We start from the raw sequence: 15395 nt of genomic DNA on the forward strand, positions 1-15395 counted from the left end.
TTCATGGCTTCCGCTGATATTTCGCGCTGGTCGGCTCCGGGGAGGGCTTCAATAATCGGGCGGTCCCCAGGAGAACCCCGCATGCTCGCCCGTCGCCGATTCCTGCAGTTCAGTGGTGCCGCTGTTGCTTCCTCGCTTGCCCTGCCGTTGCTGGCCCGTGCAGCGGGCAAGACCGCCGCCAGTGCACCGACCGATGCCGCTCTCACCGCCGCCACCGACTTTGCCGCACTGGAAAAGGCCTGTGCCGGCCGCCTCGGCGTGACCCTGCTTGATACCGCCAGCGGCCGCCGCATCGGTCATCGCCAGGACGAGCGTTTCCCGATGTGCAGCACGTTCAAGAGCGTGCTGGCCGCCACCGTGCTCAGCCAGGCCGAGCGCAGGCCCGCGTTGCTGGACACGCGCGTGCCGGTGCGCGATGCCGATCTTCTCTCGCACGCGCCTGTCACCCGCCGCCACGCCGGCAAGGACATGACCGTGCGCGATCTGTGCCGTGCCACGATCATCACCAGCGACAACACTGCCGCCAACCTGCTGTTCGGCGTGGTCGGTGGCCCGCCCGCGGTGACCGCGTTCCTGCGCACCAGCGGTGATGCGGTGAGCCGCAGTGACCGCCTGGAGCCGGAGCTGAACAGCTTTGCCAAGGGCGATCCGCGCGACACCACCACGCCGGCGGCAATGGCTGCGACCCTGCAGCGCGTGATGCTGGGCGAGGTGCTGCAGTCGGCGTCGCGGCAGCAGCTGGCCGATTGGCTGATCGACAACGAAACCGGCGACGTCTGCCTGCGCGCGGGTCTGGGCAAGCGCTGGCGCGTCGGTGACAAGACCGGCAGCAACGGCGAGGACGCGCGCAACGATATCGCCGTGCTGTGGCCCGTGGCCGGCGGCGCACCGTGGGTGCTGACGGCTTATCTGCAGGCAGGTGCGATCAGCTACGAGCAACGCGCTACCGTGCTGGCACAGGTGGGGCGGATTGCCGACCGGTTGATCGGATGAGGTAACCGGGGTCATTCAGAAGTGGCTTGCCGGATCGGTTCGGCGCGCGCATCCTGCGCGCGTTCGAACCACACGGAAGTCCCCCATGAGCCATGAACTGATCTACCTGCTGCTGATCTTCGCGCTGCTGGTGATCCCGCGCGCGCTGCAGCGTTTCAGCCTGCCCGCGCCGCTGACCTGCCTGCTGTTCGGCATCATCGGCATGCTCTGGCTGGGCGACCAGGCGCACGACGCGGTGATCGGTCTGCTGGCCACGCTGGGCATTTCCTCGCTGTTCCTGTTCGCCGGCCTGGAAGTGGACCTGCAGGCGCTGCGCCGTGGCATGTGGCCGCTGCTGGCGCATCTGGTGATCCGTACCGGCACGCTGTTCGGTGTGGGCTGGCTGGCCTGGCGCTACGCGGGGCTGCCGTGGCAGGCCGCCGGCCTGCTGGCGCTGGCGCTGCTGACGCCGTCCACCGGCTTCATCATGGATTCGCTGTCGCGGCTGGGCCTGAGCGAGGACGAGCGGTTCTGGGTGACCAGCAAGGCCATCGCTGGCGAACTGCTGGCGCTGGCGGCGTTGTTCATCGTGCTGCAGGCGGGTGATCCGGGCCACATGGCGCTGTCCAGCCTGGCGCTGCTGGCGATGATGATCGGCCTGCCGCTGCTGTTCATCGCGCTGGGCCGCTGGGTGGCGCCGCATGCGCCGGGCTCGGAGTTCTCGCTGCTGGTGATGGTGGGCATGGTCGCGGCCTACATCACCTATCTGCTGGGCGTGTACTACCTGGTCGGTGCGTTCATCGCCGGTCTGGTCGCGCGCCTGCTGCACCAGCGCATGCCGCTGCTGGCCTCGCATGAGAACCTGCACGCGCTGCGCCTGTTCGCCTCGTTCTTCGTGCCTTTCTATTTCTTCAATGCCGGCACCAAGGTGCCCAGCGAAGCACTCAGTTTCGAGGCGCTGGGGCTGGGCATCGTGATCACTCTGGTGGTGCTGCCGCTGCGCATCGGTGTGGTCTGGCTGCAGCGCCGGGTGATGTTCGGCGAGAGCTTCCGCAGCAGCCTGCGGGTCTCGCTGGCGCTGGCGCCGACGCTGATCTTCACCCTGGTGCTGGCCGCGATCATGCGCGAGCGCTTCCAGATTCCGGCGGTGCTGTTCGGCGCGCTGCTGCTGTATGCGGCGCTGACCACGCTGCTGCCGTCGCTGGTGTTCCGCACGCCGTTCGATGTCGATCCGGTCGAACAGGAGCCGGCAGGCGAGGGCGCGGCTGCACCGGTGGCGGCCACCGAGACGCTGCCGGAACCGCACATCGCCGAACGCTGAGCGGTTGCCGCACGCGGTTTGCGCCCGTCGGCCATGGCCGTTAGGGTTGGGGCATGAAACTGCCTGCCGTTGTCACCGCTTCCGCCCTCCTGCTCAGCCTTGCTGCGTGTTCGCAGCGCTCCGATACGGTCGCCCATGATCTGGCGACCGCACCGGCCGACGCCTTCATGGCTGCCGTGGCCGCACATTGCGGCCAGGCCTATGCCGGCAAGGTAGTGGAGGACACGCCGGCACCGACCGGCAAGGATCCGTTCGCCGGGCAGCGCCTGGTCATGCACGTGCGCGGCTGTGCCGATCCGGCGCACGAGCTGCGCATCCCGTTCCATGTCGGCGATGACCACTCGCGGACCTGGGTGCTGACCCGCACGGAAACCGGCCTGCGCCTGAAGCACGATCATCGCCACGAAGACGGCAGCCCTGACGCGATCACCCTGTACGGAGGCGACAGCACGCCACCCGGCACTGCCGAGCGCCAGCAGTTCCCGGCCGACAGCGATTCGGTGGCGATGTTCCGCCGCGCCGACATGCTGGCCTCCACGCACAACACCTGGGCGATGGAGATTGATCCCGACCAGACCTTCGTCTACGAGCTGACCCGCCCGGATGGCCGCCGCTTCCGCGTGCAGTTCGACCTGGGCAAGCCGGTCGACCTGCCGCCCGCACCGTGGGGCGACGAGAAGGCGCCAGCACCCTGATTTTCGGGTCGGATCCCTCCGACGGAGGGATCCGACCCTGTACTCACCGTGTGCCGAAGCGCGCGCGGCAGCCGTTGCTCACCCACACCTGGCCACGTGAGTAGCCCCAGCTGCGGCCTTCCTGGCAGGCACTGCCGGACAGCTGCTGCTGCAGCACCGGGCGGCCCTGGCGCTCATCCCAGTCGCAGGTCTGCGAGCGGTTGTTGTTGCTGCTGCAGGTGACCGAGTAATTGCTGTTGCCACCGCCCCAGCCACCGCCACCACCGCCCCAGCCGCGGGTTTCGGCGAACTCGGCGCGGCAGCCGCCGCTGACCCAGATCGCGCCATTGCGCACGCCCCAGGTGCGGCCCTCGTCGCAGGGGCTGCCGGACAGCTGGCGGACCAGGCGGGCATTGCGCCAGCCGACCGGGCAGCTGCGCTCGCGGTTGTTCTGGCTCTCGCAGCGGATCGTCTCGCCGGGGCGGCCGTTGTTGCCGCCCCAGCCACCGCCATTGCCGCCGCCCCAGCCACCGCGGGCCTCGACGAATTCGGCGCGGCAGCCATTGGTGACCCAGATGCTGCCATTGCGGCTGCCCCAGGTGCGGCCTTCGTCGCAGGCGCTGCCGGACAACTGGCGGACCAGCTGCGCATTGCGCCAGCCGGTGTTGCAGACCCGTTCGCGGTTGTTCTGGCTTTCACAGCGGACCACCCCGCTCTGCGCATGCGCGGAAGGGGCGGGCAGGGCAAGGGTGCCCAGTGCACCCAGGGCGAGGGTCAGGGCCAGGCTGGCCAGGGACAGCGGTTTCATGGCGGCATCCCATACGGTGGCAGGTGCCCGACTATAGGGAGGGGGGGCGATCAAGCCGGTGTGACTGGCCGGATTTGCCCCGGCCGGGGCCTCGGCCGCAGAATACGAGGCTTTCCGGCCCCCATCCGGTGCCGGCGTTCTCCAGCGGAGCTTCCCCCCATGCGTACCCACTTCTGCGGCCTGGTCGATGAGACCCTGATTGGCCAGACTGTCACCCTCGCCGGCTGGACCGACGTGGCCCGTAACCAGGGCGGCGTCTGCTTCATCGATCTTCGAGATCATGAAGGCATCGTGCAGGTGACCGTGGAAGTCGACAACGCCGACGTGTTCGCCGTGGCCGCGTCGCTGGGCTACGAGGACGTGCTGCAGGTGGAAGGCGTCGTGCGTGCCCGCCACGCGGTGAACGACAAGATGCGCACCGGCAAGGTGGAAGTGATCGCCACCGCCATCACCGTGCTGAACAAGGCCGCGCCGCTGCCGTTCCACGCCCACGAGAATCCGGGCGAGGAAACCCGCCTGAAGTACCGTTACCTGGACCTGCGCCGCCCGGAAATGCAGCGCATGCAGCGCACCCGCATCAAGCTGGTGCAGGCCCTGCGCCGCCATCTGGACGAAAAGGGCTTCCAGGACATCGAGACCCCGATCCTGACCAAGGCCACTCCGGAAGGCGCGCGCGACTTCCTGGTGCCGGCGCGCATGCACCCGGGCGAGTTCTACGCCCTGCCGCAGAGCCCGCAGCTGTTCAAGCAGATCCTGATGGTGGCCGGCTTCGACCGCTACTATCAGATCGCGCGGTGCTTCCGCGACGAAGCCCTGCGTGCCGACCGCCAGCTGGAATTCACCCAGCTGGACATGGAGTTCGCCTTCGTCCGCGAACGCGACGTGCAGGACTTCGTCGAGGACATGATCCGCGCCATCTTCAAGGAAGTGGTCGACGTGCAGCTGGATGCCAGCTTCCCGCGCATGACCTGGGCCGAGGCGATGCGTCGCTACGGTTCGGACAAGCCGGACCTGCGCATCGCGCTGGAACTGGTCGACGTGGCCGAGCTGGTCAAGGACAGCGAGTTCCCGGTGTTCACCGGCCCGGCCAATGATGCCGAAGGCCGCGTCGCCGCGCTGCGCATCCCGGGCGGTGCGTCGCTGAGCCGCAAGCAGATCGACGAGTACGCCGCGCATGCCGCCAAGTACGGCGCCAAGGGCCTGGCCTACATCAAGATCGCCGACAACGGCGAAGTCAGCTCGCCGATCCAGAAGTTCTTCAGCGAGGAATCCTTCGCCGCGCTGGTCGCCCATGTCGGCGCCGGTAACGGCGACATCGTGTTCTTCGGCGCCGGTGGCTACAACAAGGTCTCCGACTTTATGGGCGCGCTGCGCCTGAAGGCCGGCAAGGACTTCGGCCTGGTCGCCGACGGTTGGGCGCCGCTGTGGGTCACCGATTTCCCGATGTTCGAGTGGGACGAGGAAGAACAGCGCTACGTCGCCCTGCATCACCCCTTCACCGCACCGGCCGTGGACGACATCGCCGACCTGCGCGCCAACGCCCGTACCGCCGTCTCGCGCGGCTACGACATGGTGCTCAACGGCAATGAAATCGGCGGCGGTTCCATCCGTATCCACCGTCCGGACATGCAGAGCGCGGTATTCGAGCTGCTCGGCATCGGCGCCGAAGAAGCCCGTGCCAAGTTCGGCTTCCTGCTCGACGCGCTGAACTACGGCGCGCCGCCGCACGGTGGCATCGCCTTCGGCATCGACCGCATCGCCGCGCTGATGGCCGGCACCGAGTCGATCCGCGACGTCATCCCGTTCCCGAAGACCACCGGTGCACAGGATCTGATGACCGACGCGCCGTCGCCGATCGTCGACGCGCAGCTGGCCGAAGTGCACATCCAGGTTCGCCCCAAGACCAACTGATCAGGAGATCCAGGCAATGACCGAGTTTGCGTTTTCGCTGGAGTGGGAAAAGCTGGGCAATGAAGGCTCCGAGGCCACCCTGGTCACCGAGCGTGCACGCGTGTTCGGGGGTTGGCTGGTCCGTGTCGGTACCAACCCGGCGGCGATGGCCCTGACCTTCGTCGCCGACGGCGAAGGCCGTTGGGACGGTGAAGACTTCGGCGTCGAGGATTACGAAGACGACGAAGAGGAAGAGTACGACGAGGACGAGGAAGGCGAGGAAGAAGAGGACGAGGACGAAGAGGAATACGAGGAAGAGGACGAGGAAGAAGAAGCGGAATCGCCTGAAAAGGCTTGACCCGCGCTTCGCCCTGACGTCAACTTCCTGCATGTATTCGATCCGCCGCGCTACCGTGGACGACGCGCCGACCCTGTCGGCGCTGGCCGCACGCACGTTCACCGAAACCTTCGGCCATCTGTATCCGCCGCAGGACCTGCAGGCCTTCCTCGAGGAGGCCTACACGGTCGAGCGCCAGCGCGTGATCCTGGCCCACCCGGACTACGCGGTGTGGCTGCTGGAACTGGATGGGGAGGCGGTCGGCCACGCCGCCGCCGGCCCCTGTGGCCTGCCGCATCCGGACGTGAAGCCCGGTGACGGCGAACTCAAGCGCCTGTACCTGGTCAAGACCCAGCAGAGCTGCGGCTGGGGCAGCCGCCTGCTGGAAACCGCGCTGGCCTGGCTGGAACACGAAGGCCCACGCACGCTGTGGCTGGGCGTGTGGTCGGAGAACTTCGGCGCACAGCGCTTCTACGCCCGCTATGGATTCGAGAAGGCGGGCGAGTACCTGTTCCCGGTCGGCGACACCCACGATCTTGAATTCATCCTGCGCCGCGCACCGCGCGCAGCCTGACGTTCACCGCCGCTTGCTGCGCGCGCGTGTTCAATCACCGTACGTTCCTGCCCCGCTGACCGCCAGGCTGTTTGCATGACTCCCCCCGTATTGCTGCTGCATGGCATCTGGAATGCCCGCGCCTGGGTCGGGCCGCTGGCCTGGCGCCTGCGCGCGCGCGGTTTCCAGGTGCACGCATTCGGTTACTCCTCGGTCTTCGGTGGCCCCGACGTGGCGGTGCCGCAGCTGCTGGAGTGGCTGGCCGATGCCGGGCCGTTGTCGCTGGTTGGCCACAGCCTGGGAGGCTTGCTGGCGCTGGAAGCGCTGCGCCGCAATCCGCAGCTGCCGGTGCAGCGCGTGGTCTGTCTGGGCTCGCCGCTGCGCGGCAGCGGTACCGCGCGCTCGTTGTCCGATCACGGCTGGGGCCTGGCGCTGGGGCGCAGCAGCGAGCTGCTGCTGGATGGCCTGCCGGACTGGCAGGGCAGGGCTGAGGTCGGCCTGATCGCCGGTTCAGTGCCGCACGGGCTGGGCAGCCTGCTGGGCGCCATCGACGATGCCTCCGACGGCACCGTGGCCCTGGCCGAGACCCGCCTGCCGGGACTGGCCGACCATTGCGTGGTACGTACCAGCCACAGCGGTCTGGTGGTGTCGCCCGACGCCGCGCGGCAGACCGCGCATTTCCTGCGCCACGGCCAGTTCGACCACAGCCGCGACGCCGCCGCCGCATAAGATGGTGGGTGCGAACCGTCCTACCTTGGTGGGTGCGAACCTTGGTTCGCACGCTCTTCGCCGGGCCATGCCCGGCGGCATCCTTCGCCCCTAGACACGGTTGCAGCGCCCGATCAGGTAGAATCCGCGCCTTGATCCTGAAGCAGCCAGACGGTAGCACCCATGGGTAGAGGCCCCTCCATCGAAGCCCGCAAGAACGCGTCCGACGCGAAGCGCGGCAAGATTTTCACCAAGATCATCCGCGAGATCGGCGTTGCCGCGCGCGGCGGTGGAGGCGACCCCAACAACAACCCGCGCCTGCGCGTGGCCGTGGACAAGGGCCTGGCCGTGAACATGTCCAAGGACGTGATCGAGCGCGCCATCAAGAAGGCCACCGGTGAACTGGAAGGCGTCGACTACGAGGAAATCCGCTACGAGGGCTACGCTCCGGGTGGCGTGGCCGTGATCGTCGATTGCCTGACCGACAACCGCGTGCGCACCGTGGCCGATGTCCGCCATGCGTTCAGCAAGTGCGGTGGCAACATGGGCACCGAAGGCTCGGTGGCCTTCATGTTCAAGCGCCTGGGCGTGCTCAGCTTCGCCCCGGGCGCCGATGAGGAAGCCATCACCGAGGCCGCTATCGACGCCGGCGCCGATGACATCGTGGTCTATCCGGATGACGGTTCGATCGACGTGGTCACCAGCCCTGACGCGTTCAACGCGGTCAAGGATGCGATGGCCGCCGCTGGCCATGTCGCCGACCACGCCGAGATCACCTTCCGCGCGGACAACGACATCAAGGTCGAGGGCGAGGTCGCCCTGCAGGTCAAGAAGCTGCTGGACATGCTTGAAGACCTGGACGACGTGCAGGACGTGTATTCCAACGCCGAACTCGGCGCCGACGCCTACGCCTGAGCCGTCTTCGACGGCCTGGGCGCGGGCCGTTGAACGGTCACCGCGGACAGTCATGAGCCCATACGCCTGCCAGCGCATTCCGTTCCTCCCCGCCAGGAGTGCAGCATGACCCGCATTCTCGGCATCGACCCCGGTTCGCAGCGGACCGGGGTCGGCATCATCGATGTTGACGCCACCGGCAAGGTCAGCCACGTGCACCACCAGCCACTGGTGTTGCTGGGCGCCGACGATTTCCCGCAGCGCATGAAGCTGCTGGTGCTGGGCCTGGCCGACCTGTGCCGGGAATACCAGCCGAACGAAGTGGCCATCGAAAAGGTGTTCATGGCGCGCAATCCCGATTCGGCATTGAAGCTGGGCCAGGCCCGTGGTGCGGCGATCTCCGCCGTGGTGCTGCGCGACCTGCCGGTGCACGAATACGCCGCCAGCGAGATCAAGCTGGCAGTGGTCGGGCGCGGTGGCGCCGAAAAGCAACAGGTTCAACACATGGTCGGGCTCATGCTCAACCTGAAAACCAAGCTGCAGGCCGACGCGGCCGACGCGTTGGCGGTGGCGATCACCCATGCCCACGTAAGGGCGACGGCCAACCGCCTGGGGCTCAGTGCCCGCCAGGCGTGGGGCCGCAAATGAGGAGCTGCACGCAATGATCGGTCGACTGCGCGGCATCGTCGCCTACAAGGCGCCGCCGTGGCTGGTGGTGGACGTGAACGGAGTGGGCTACGAACTGGAGGCGCCGATGAGCACCTTCTACGACCTGCCCGAGCTTGGCCGCGAGGTCACCCTGTACACCCATTACTCGCAGAAGGAAGACAGCGTTTCGCTGTACGGCTTCCTGCGCGAAGGTGAGCGGCGCCTGTTCCGCGACGTGCAGAAGGTCAGTGGCATCGGCGCGAAGATCGCGCTGGCCGTGCTGTCCGGCGTCACTGTCGAGGAGTTCGCGCGCATGGTCCAGGCCGGTGACATCACCGCGCTGACCCGCATTCCGGGCATCGGCAAGAAGACCGCCGAGCGCATGGTGCTGGAGCTGCGTGACCGCGCGGCGCAGTTCGGTGCCGGCGGCGCGTTGCCCACCGGCAGCGGCCCGGCCCCGGCCGATCCGCTGTCCGATGCCACCGTGGCCCTGCAGCAGCTGGGCTACAAGCCGGCCGAAGCGGCGCGCATGGCCCGCGATGCCTTCAATGAAGGCGACGAAGTGGCCACCGTGATCCGCAAGGCGCTGCAGTCCGCGCTGCGCTGAGCCGCGTCCCTTTCCCCCAACCTACCGCCTGAGCTTCGCCAGGAGTCCCATGTCCAGCAGTCAAACCCCGCACACAGCCGCCCCCGGCGGCCACGGTCACGCCCCTCCAGCCGGAGGCATGGCGCTGATCATCGGTGCGATCGGCGTGGTCTTCGGCGATATCGGTACCAGCCCGCTGTACACCCTGAAGGAGGCGTTCTCGCCGCACTACGGGCTCAACAGTGACCACGACACCGTGCTGGGCGTGCTGTCGCTGGCGTTCTGGGCGCTGAACATCGTGGTCACGCTGAAGTACGTGACCATCATCATGCGCGCCGACAACGACGGCGAGGGCGGCATCATGGCGCTGATGGCGCTGACCCAGCGCACGCTGCGCAACGGGTCGCGCTCGGCCTATGTGGTCGGCATCCTCGGCATCTTCGGTGCCTCGCTGTTCTTCGGTGATGGCGTGATTACCCCGGCGATCTCCGTGCTTGGCGCGGTCGAGGGCCTGGAGGTGGCCGCGCCCGGCCTGCATGCCTTCATCGTGCCGATCACCGTGGTCGTGCTGCTGGCGGTGTTCGCCGCGCAGCGCTTCGGCACCGAGAAGATCGGCAAGGCGTTCGGCCCGATCACCTCGGTCTGGTTCATCTCGTTGGCCGCGATCGGCATCTACAACATCGTCGACGCGCCGGAAGTGTTGAAGGCCTTCAACCCGTGGTGGGCGATCCGCTTCTTCATGGAGCACAGCTGGCACGGTATCTTCATCCTCGGTGCGGTGGTACTGGCGGTGACCGGTGGCGAGGCGCTGTACGCCGACATGGGCCACTTCGGTGCCAAACCCATCCGCCACGCCTGGTATTTCTTCGTGCTGCCGTGCCTGGTGCTGAACTACCTGGGGCAGGGCGCACTGGTGCTCAACCACCCCGAGGCGCTGAAAAACCCGTTCTTCGAGGCAGTACCGCCGTGGGCGCTGTACCCGATGATCATCCTGGCCACGATGGCGGCGGTGATCGCGTCGCAGTCGGTCATCACCGGTGCGTTCTCGGTCTCGCGCCAGGCCATGCAGCTGGGTTACATCCCGCGCATGCGGATCAAGCACACCTCGCACGACACCATCGGCCAGATCTACATCCCGGGCATCAACTGGGGCATCGCGGTGATGGTGATCGGCCTGGTGCTGGCCTTCCGCAGCTCCTCCAACCTGGCCGTTGCCTACGGCATCTCGGTGTCGGCCACCATGCTGATCGACACCCTGCTGCTGGCCCTGGTGGCGCGCTCGCTGTGGCCGAAGGCGCGCAAGTGGATCCTGCCGCTGTGCGTGGTGTTCTTCATCATCGACCTCGGCTTCGTCATCGCCAACGGTGCCAAGCTGCTGCAGGGCGCCTGGTTCCCGGTGGTGCTGGGCATCTTCCTGTTCACCATGATGCGCACCTGGCGCCGTGGCCGCGAGCTGCTGCGTGATGAGATCCGCAAGGACGGCATCCGCCTGGACACCTTCCTGCCGGGCCTGATGCTGGCACCGCCGGTACGCGTGCCGGGCACCGCGGTGTTCCTCACCGCCGACCCGACCGTGGCCCCGCACGCGCTGATGCACAACCTCAAGCACAACAAGGTGCTGCACGAGCGCAACGTGTTCCTGCACGTGGAAACCCTGCCCATTCCCTATGCGATGGAAGGGCAGCGGCTGAAGATCGAATCGGTGGGTGACGAGTTCTACCGCGTCTACGTGCGCTTCGGTTTCATGGAGACCCCGGACGTGCCGCTGGCGCTGATGCGTTCCTGCGACCACGGCGGTATCTACTTCGACCCGATGGACACCACCTTCTTCGCCAGCCGCGAAACCATCGTCGCCACCGCCAACCGCGGCATGCCGATCTGGCGTGACAAGCTGTTCGCGCTGATGCATCGCAACGCCGCCCCGGCGACGGGGTTCTTCCGGATTCCGGGCAACCGTCTGGTCGAGCTGGGCGCGCAGGTGGAGATCTGACGCGTGCGGGGTCGGATCCCTTTTCCGCAGGAAAAGGGCTCTGACGCCATGTTTCGCGCGTCCGGGAGTGGGGTCAGAGCCGTTTTCCGTTGGAAAACGGATCCGACCCCGACCGGTCGGGTAGTGCCGGCCGCTGGCCGGCATCCCGCGATGCCACGGGTGTTCATGCGATTGCCGGCCAGCGGCCGGCACTACCGTGCTTCCGGCCCCGGAATGCGCCCATTTACCGCATAATCACGGCATGACCGACGACCGCATCATCGGCGCCGGCGCCACCCGCGAGGATGACGCCGCCGACGCCAGCATCCGCCCCAAGCGCCTTGCCGACTACCTCGGCCAGGTGCCGGTGCGCGAGCAGATGGAGATCTACATCCAGGCGGCCAAGGGGCGCGGCGACGCGCTCGACCATGTGCTGATCTTCGGGCCGCCCGGCCTGGGCAAGACCACCCTCAGCCATGTCATCGCCAACGAACTGGGCGTGGCCCTGCGGGTGACCTCCGGCCCGGTGATCGAGAAGGCCGGCGACCTCGCCGCGCTGCTGACCAACCTGCAGCCGCACGATGTGCTGTTCATCGACGAGATCCATCGCCTGTCGCCGGTGGTGGAAGAAGTGTTGTATCCGGCGATGGAAGATTTCCAGATCGACATCATGATCGGCGAGGGCCCCGCCGCCCGCTCGATCAAGATCGACCTGCCGCCGTTCACCCTGATCGGTGCCACCACCCGCGCCGGCCTGCTGACCGCGCCGCTGCGCGATCGCTTCGGCATCGTCCAGCGCCTGGAGTTCTACAGCGTCGAGGAGCTGACCCGGATCGTGCGCCGCTCGGCAGCCATCCTGGCCATCGACTGCACCGCCGATGGCGCCGGCGAGATCGCACGCCGCGCGCGTGGCACCCCGCGTATCGCCAACCGCCTGCTGCGGCGCGTGCGCGACTACGCGCAGGTCAAGGCCGGCGGCCACATCGACGAGGCCGTGGCCCAGGCCGCGATGAAGATGCTGAAGGTCGACCCGGAGGGCTTCGACGAGCTTGACCGGCGCCTGCTCAAGACCATGGTCGACTACTTCGACGGCGGCCCGGTCGGCATCGAATCGCTGGCGGCGGCGCTGTCCGAAGAGCGTGGCACGCTGGAAGACGTGGTCGAGCCGTACCTGATCCAGCAGGGCTTCCTGGTGCGCACCGCGCGTGGCCGCATGGCCACCCACAAGGCCTACCGGCACATGGGCCTGAAGCCGAAGAACCCGCCGCAGGACCTGTTCGCGGAGGTTCCCGATGCCGGTTGAGCCCCGATTCAGTTGGCCGACACGCATTTACTGGGAAGATACCGACGCAGGTGGCGTGGTCTACCACGCCCGCTACGTGGCCTTCATGGAACGGGCCCGAACCGAATGGATGCGAGCGCTGGGCTACGGCCAGGAGCGCATGCGCGCCGAGCACGGGATGGTCTTCGCGGTGCGCTCGATGCAGATGGATTTCATCAAGCCGGCACGGCTGGATGACACCCTGCAGGTGAGCGCCCGCCTGGTCCAGCTGAAGAAGGCCAGCATGGTCTTCGACCAGCAGATCTTGCGCGACGGCGAACTGCTGCTGTCGGCGCAGGTCCGCATCGCCGCACTGGAAGCGGCCAGTTTCCGCCCGCGTGGCATGGACGAGGCCGTCCTTGCCGTGCTGCAACCCCACCTCCACCCCGAATCCGAACACTGAGGAACAACGGATGATCGCAACGCTCCTGGCCCTGCAGGCCACGGTCACCGAGGCACTGCCGGCCGATGTCAGCAACGCCGCGACACAGACCCTTGCCCAGGCCACCACCGGCGGCGGCATCAACTACCTCGAACTGATGGCCAAGGCCAGCCTGCCGGTGAAGATCATCGTGCTGCTGCTGCTGGTCGGCTCGTTCGTCAGCTGGGTGATCATTTTCCGCAAGGCCCGCGTGTTCAAGCAGGCCACCCGTGAAGCCGACGAGTTCGAGAACCGCTTCTGGTCCGGCGCCGACCTGGGCAAGCTGTACAGCTCGGCCACCGACCGCAGCCGCAACGTCGGCGGCCTGGAAGCGATCTTCGAAGCAGGCTTCCGCGAGTACACCCGCCTGCGCGACAAGCGCCGTCTGGATGGCCGCGCGCAGCTGGAAGGCGCACAGCGTGCCATGCGCACCACCTACACCCGCGAAGTGGACCAGCTCGAGCGCAACCTGGAACTGCTGGCCAACATCGGCTCGACCGCGCCGTACGTGGGTCTGGTCGGTACCGTGTTCGGCATCATGGTGACCATGCACGACATGATCAGCAGTGGCGCGCAGGCGGGCATCGCCGCCGTTGCGCCGGGCATCTCCGAAGCGCTGTTCGCCACCGCCATCGGTCTGTTCGTGGCGATCCCGGCGGTGTGGGCCTACAACCGCTTCACCACGCGCGTGGAGCGCATGTCGGTGCGGTTCGAGACCTTCGCCGAAGAGTTCAGCTCCATCCTGCAGCGCCAGAGCGCTGGCGACGAGTAAGCGCCTGACCCGGGAGTCCAAGCCATGTCCGCTGCCATCGGTCGCCGCAAGCGCCGCAAGCTGAAATCGGAAATCAACGTCGTTCCCTACATCGACGTCATGCTGGTGCTGCTGATCATCTTCATGGTCACCGCGCCGCTGCTCACCCTGAGCTTCGACGTCGACCTGCCGCAGTCCAACGCCAAGGCGCTGGAGAGCAAGCAGGACCCGGTGATCGTCTCGGTGCGCCAGGACGGCCAGCTCAGCCTGAAGCTGGCTGACGCCAAGGAACCGACCGCCGTGTCGGCCGAGGAACTGGAAGGCCGCCTGGCCGGCATTGCCGCCCAGGACAAGGGCGTGCGCGTGATCGTTGCCGCCGACCGTGCCGTGGCCTATGAAAAGGTCATCGCTGCGATGGATGTGATCAAGCGCGCCAAGGTAGACAAGGTAGGCCTGGCCACCGATGCACGCTGACGCCCTGCCACCTTCGCATCAGCGCGAACCCGGCTGGGGCCTGCCCCTGGCGCTGGCGTTGCTGGTGCACCTGCTGGTCGCGCTGGTCTTCATCGTGGCCTGGTTCTGGTCGCCCGAGCGCAACACCGATGCCGCCGCCGGCGACCCGTCGGTCGAGGCCAGCCTTGCGCTGTCCGCGTCCGAGGCGTCCGCCGCGCGTCAGGCCCTGCGCCAGTCGGAAAAGCTGGAAGATCTACCGCCACCGGTCGCCGAGCCGATTCCGGTGCCCGAAGACACCATCCCGCCACCGCAGCCGATTCCCGAGCCGCGCCCGCAGGACGCCCCCACGCCGCAGCAGCAACAGGCGCAGGAGCGTGTCGCACAGCCGGACACCAAGGACCAGGAAGCGGTGAGCGCTCTGGCCATCTCGCAGGAGAAGGCCAAGCAGGAACAGGAAGCCAAGCGCCGCCAGGAGCAGATCGACCTGACCGAACGCAAGCGCCAGGAAGAAGCGGAGCAGAAGCTGCGCCTGGCCAAGCAGCAGGAAGCGGACGAAAAGAAGAAGCAGGCCGAGCAGGAGCGCGTGGCGGCTGACAAGGCCGAGGCCGAGAAGCAGAAGAAGATCGCCGAGATCCGCGCCCGCCGCGAGCAGGCCGAGAAGGAAGCCAAGCTGGCCGAGCAGAAGCTGCGCCAGGTCGCCGCCGCGCGCAATGCTGCCGGTAGTGCGGCCGCCGGTGCCAGCGGTGCGTCCCAGCCGGCTGCGGGTGGCGGTGGCAACAGCGATGATCTTTCGGCCAAGTACGCGGCCGCGATCCAGGCCAAGGTGCTGTCGCAGTGGGTGCGCCCGGATACGGTGCCGCTGGGCCAGCGCTGCACCATCACCATCACCCAGATTCCGGGGGGCACGGTGATGCAGGCCAAGGTCAGCCCGAACTGCCCGTACGACGAGGCCGGCAGGCGTTCGATCGAGGCCGCCGTGCTCAATGCGCAGCCGCTGCCATACCGCGGGTTCGAGTCGGTGTTCGCGCGCACGCTCAACTTCACCTTTACCGCCCAGGATCGCTGAGGCGGCAGGGCAGGGTGGCCATG

The 15395-nt window shown here is 67.5% G+C and carries 17 protein-coding genes; 16 read left to right on the forward strand and 1 reads right to left on the reverse strand.

The window, feature by feature from the left end; translation table 11 throughout:
* Positions 1 to 81: 81 nt before the first annotated feature.
* The 3 genes from blaL2 (at position 82) to VPH47_RS04555 (ending at position 2988) form a co-directional block, all read left to right on the forward strand.
* Complete coding sequence (blaL2, locus tag VPH47_RS04545) at positions 82 to 993, forward strand: L2 family extended-spectrum class A beta-lactamase (RefSeq protein WP_368850225.1); 912 nt, start codon at positions 82 to 84, stop codon at positions 991 to 993.
* Between the two features lie 85 nt (positions 994 to 1078).
* Positions 1079 to 2293, forward strand: coding sequence for a cation:proton antiporter (locus tag VPH47_RS04550; protein WP_110713308.1), 1215 nt, complete (start codon positions 1079 to 1081; stop codon positions 2291 to 2293).
* A gap of 53 nt (positions 2294 to 2346) precedes the next feature.
* Positions 2347 to 2988, forward strand: coding sequence for a hypothetical protein (locus VPH47_RS04555; RefSeq protein ID WP_164162478.1), 642 nt, complete (start codon positions 2347 to 2349; stop codon positions 2986 to 2988).
* Between the two features lie 43 nt (positions 2989 to 3031).
* Here VPH47_RS04555 and VPH47_RS04560 read toward each other — a convergent pair whose 3' ends face one another.
* Entirely contained in the window at positions 3032 to 3775 is a 744-nt protein-coding gene (locus tag VPH47_RS04560; protein WP_110713305.1) for a DUF3011 domain-containing protein, read from the reverse strand.
* 159 nt (positions 3776 to 3934) lie between these two features.
* Here VPH47_RS04560 and aspS point away from each other — a divergent pair, with 159 nt between their 5' ends.
* The 13 genes from aspS (at position 3935) to tolA (ending at position 15372) form a co-directional block, all read left to right on the forward strand.
* Positions 3935 to 5686, forward strand: coding sequence for an aspartate--tRNA ligase (aspS, locus tag VPH47_RS04565; protein ID WP_197611698.1), 1752 nt, complete (start codon positions 3935 to 3937; stop codon positions 5684 to 5686).
* Between the two features lie 16 nt (positions 5687 to 5702).
* On the forward strand, positions 5703 to 6023 hold the full coding sequence (locus tag VPH47_RS04570) for a hypothetical protein (RefSeq protein WP_014038230.1): 321 nt from the start codon (positions 5703 to 5705) through the stop codon (positions 6021 to 6023).
* A gap of 31 nt (positions 6024 to 6054) precedes the next feature.
* The gene (locus VPH47_RS04575) at positions 6055 to 6576 is read left to right on the forward strand and encodes a GNAT family N-acetyltransferase (RefSeq protein WP_110713301.1); all 522 of its coding nucleotides are present in this window, start codon (positions 6055 to 6057) and stop codon (positions 6574 to 6576) included.
* 75 nt (positions 6577 to 6651) lie between these two features.
* Complete coding sequence (locus VPH47_RS04580; RefSeq protein ID WP_368850226.1) at positions 6652 to 7284, forward strand: esterase/lipase family protein; 633 nt, start codon at positions 6652 to 6654, stop codon at positions 7282 to 7284.
* A gap of 162 nt (positions 7285 to 7446) precedes the next feature.
* Positions 7447 to 8178, forward strand: coding sequence for a YebC/PmpR family DNA-binding transcriptional regulator (locus VPH47_RS04585; protein ID WP_110713298.1), 732 nt, complete (start codon positions 7447 to 7449; stop codon positions 8176 to 8178).
* 105 nt (positions 8179 to 8283) lie between these two features.
* Positions 8284 to 8805, forward strand: a complete 522-nt coding sequence (ruvC, locus tag VPH47_RS04590; protein ID WP_088026882.1) for a crossover junction endodeoxyribonuclease RuvC — start codon at positions 8284 to 8286, stop codon at positions 8803 to 8805.
* Between the two features lie 13 nt (positions 8806 to 8818).
* Positions 8819 to 9412: a Holliday junction branch migration protein RuvA gene (gene ruvA, locus VPH47_RS04595; RefSeq protein WP_005410756.1), complete on the forward strand. Its 594-nt coding sequence runs from the start codon at positions 8819 to 8821 to the stop codon at positions 9410 to 9412.
* Between the two features lie 118 nt (positions 9413 to 9530).
* Entirely contained in the window at positions 9531 to 11381 is a 1851-nt protein-coding gene (locus VPH47_RS04600; protein WP_176510699.1) for a potassium transporter Kup, read from the forward strand.
* 241 nt (positions 11382 to 11622) lie between these two features.
* On the forward strand, positions 11623 to 12663 hold the full coding sequence (gene ruvB, locus VPH47_RS04605) for a Holliday junction branch migration DNA helicase RuvB (protein WP_110713297.1): 1041 nt from the start codon (positions 11623 to 11625) through the stop codon (positions 12661 to 12663).
* Entirely contained in the window at positions 12653 to 13084 is a 432-nt protein-coding gene (gene ybgC / locus VPH47_RS04610; protein WP_049400779.1) for a tol-pal system-associated acyl-CoA thioesterase, read from the forward strand. The genes ruvB and ybgC overlap by 11 nt, the downstream gene beginning before the upstream one ends.
* A gap of 10 nt (positions 13085 to 13094) precedes the next feature.
* Positions 13095 to 13874: a protein TolQ gene (gene tolQ / locus VPH47_RS04615; RefSeq protein WP_006438802.1), complete on the forward strand. Its 780-nt coding sequence runs from the start codon at positions 13095 to 13097 to the stop codon at positions 13872 to 13874.
* A 24-nt stretch (positions 13875 to 13898) separates the two neighbouring features.
* The gene (tolR, locus tag VPH47_RS04620; RefSeq protein WP_088026880.1) at positions 13899 to 14327 is read left to right on the forward strand and encodes a protein TolR; all 429 of its coding nucleotides are present in this window, start codon (positions 13899 to 13901) and stop codon (positions 14325 to 14327) included.
* On the forward strand, positions 14317 to 15372 hold the full coding sequence (gene tolA, locus VPH47_RS04625) for a cell envelope integrity protein TolA (RefSeq protein WP_110713295.1): 1056 nt from the start codon (positions 14317 to 14319) through the stop codon (positions 15370 to 15372). The genes tolR and tolA overlap by 11 nt, the downstream gene beginning before the upstream one ends.
* The last annotated feature ends 23 nt before the right edge of the window (positions 15373 to 15395 follow it).

It is taken from the genome of Stenotrophomonas sp. WED208, from assembly GCF_040984485.1.
Taxonomy (GTDB): Bacteria; Pseudomonadota; Gammaproteobacteria; order Xanthomonadales; family Xanthomonadaceae; genus Stenotrophomonas; species Stenotrophomonas riyadhensis.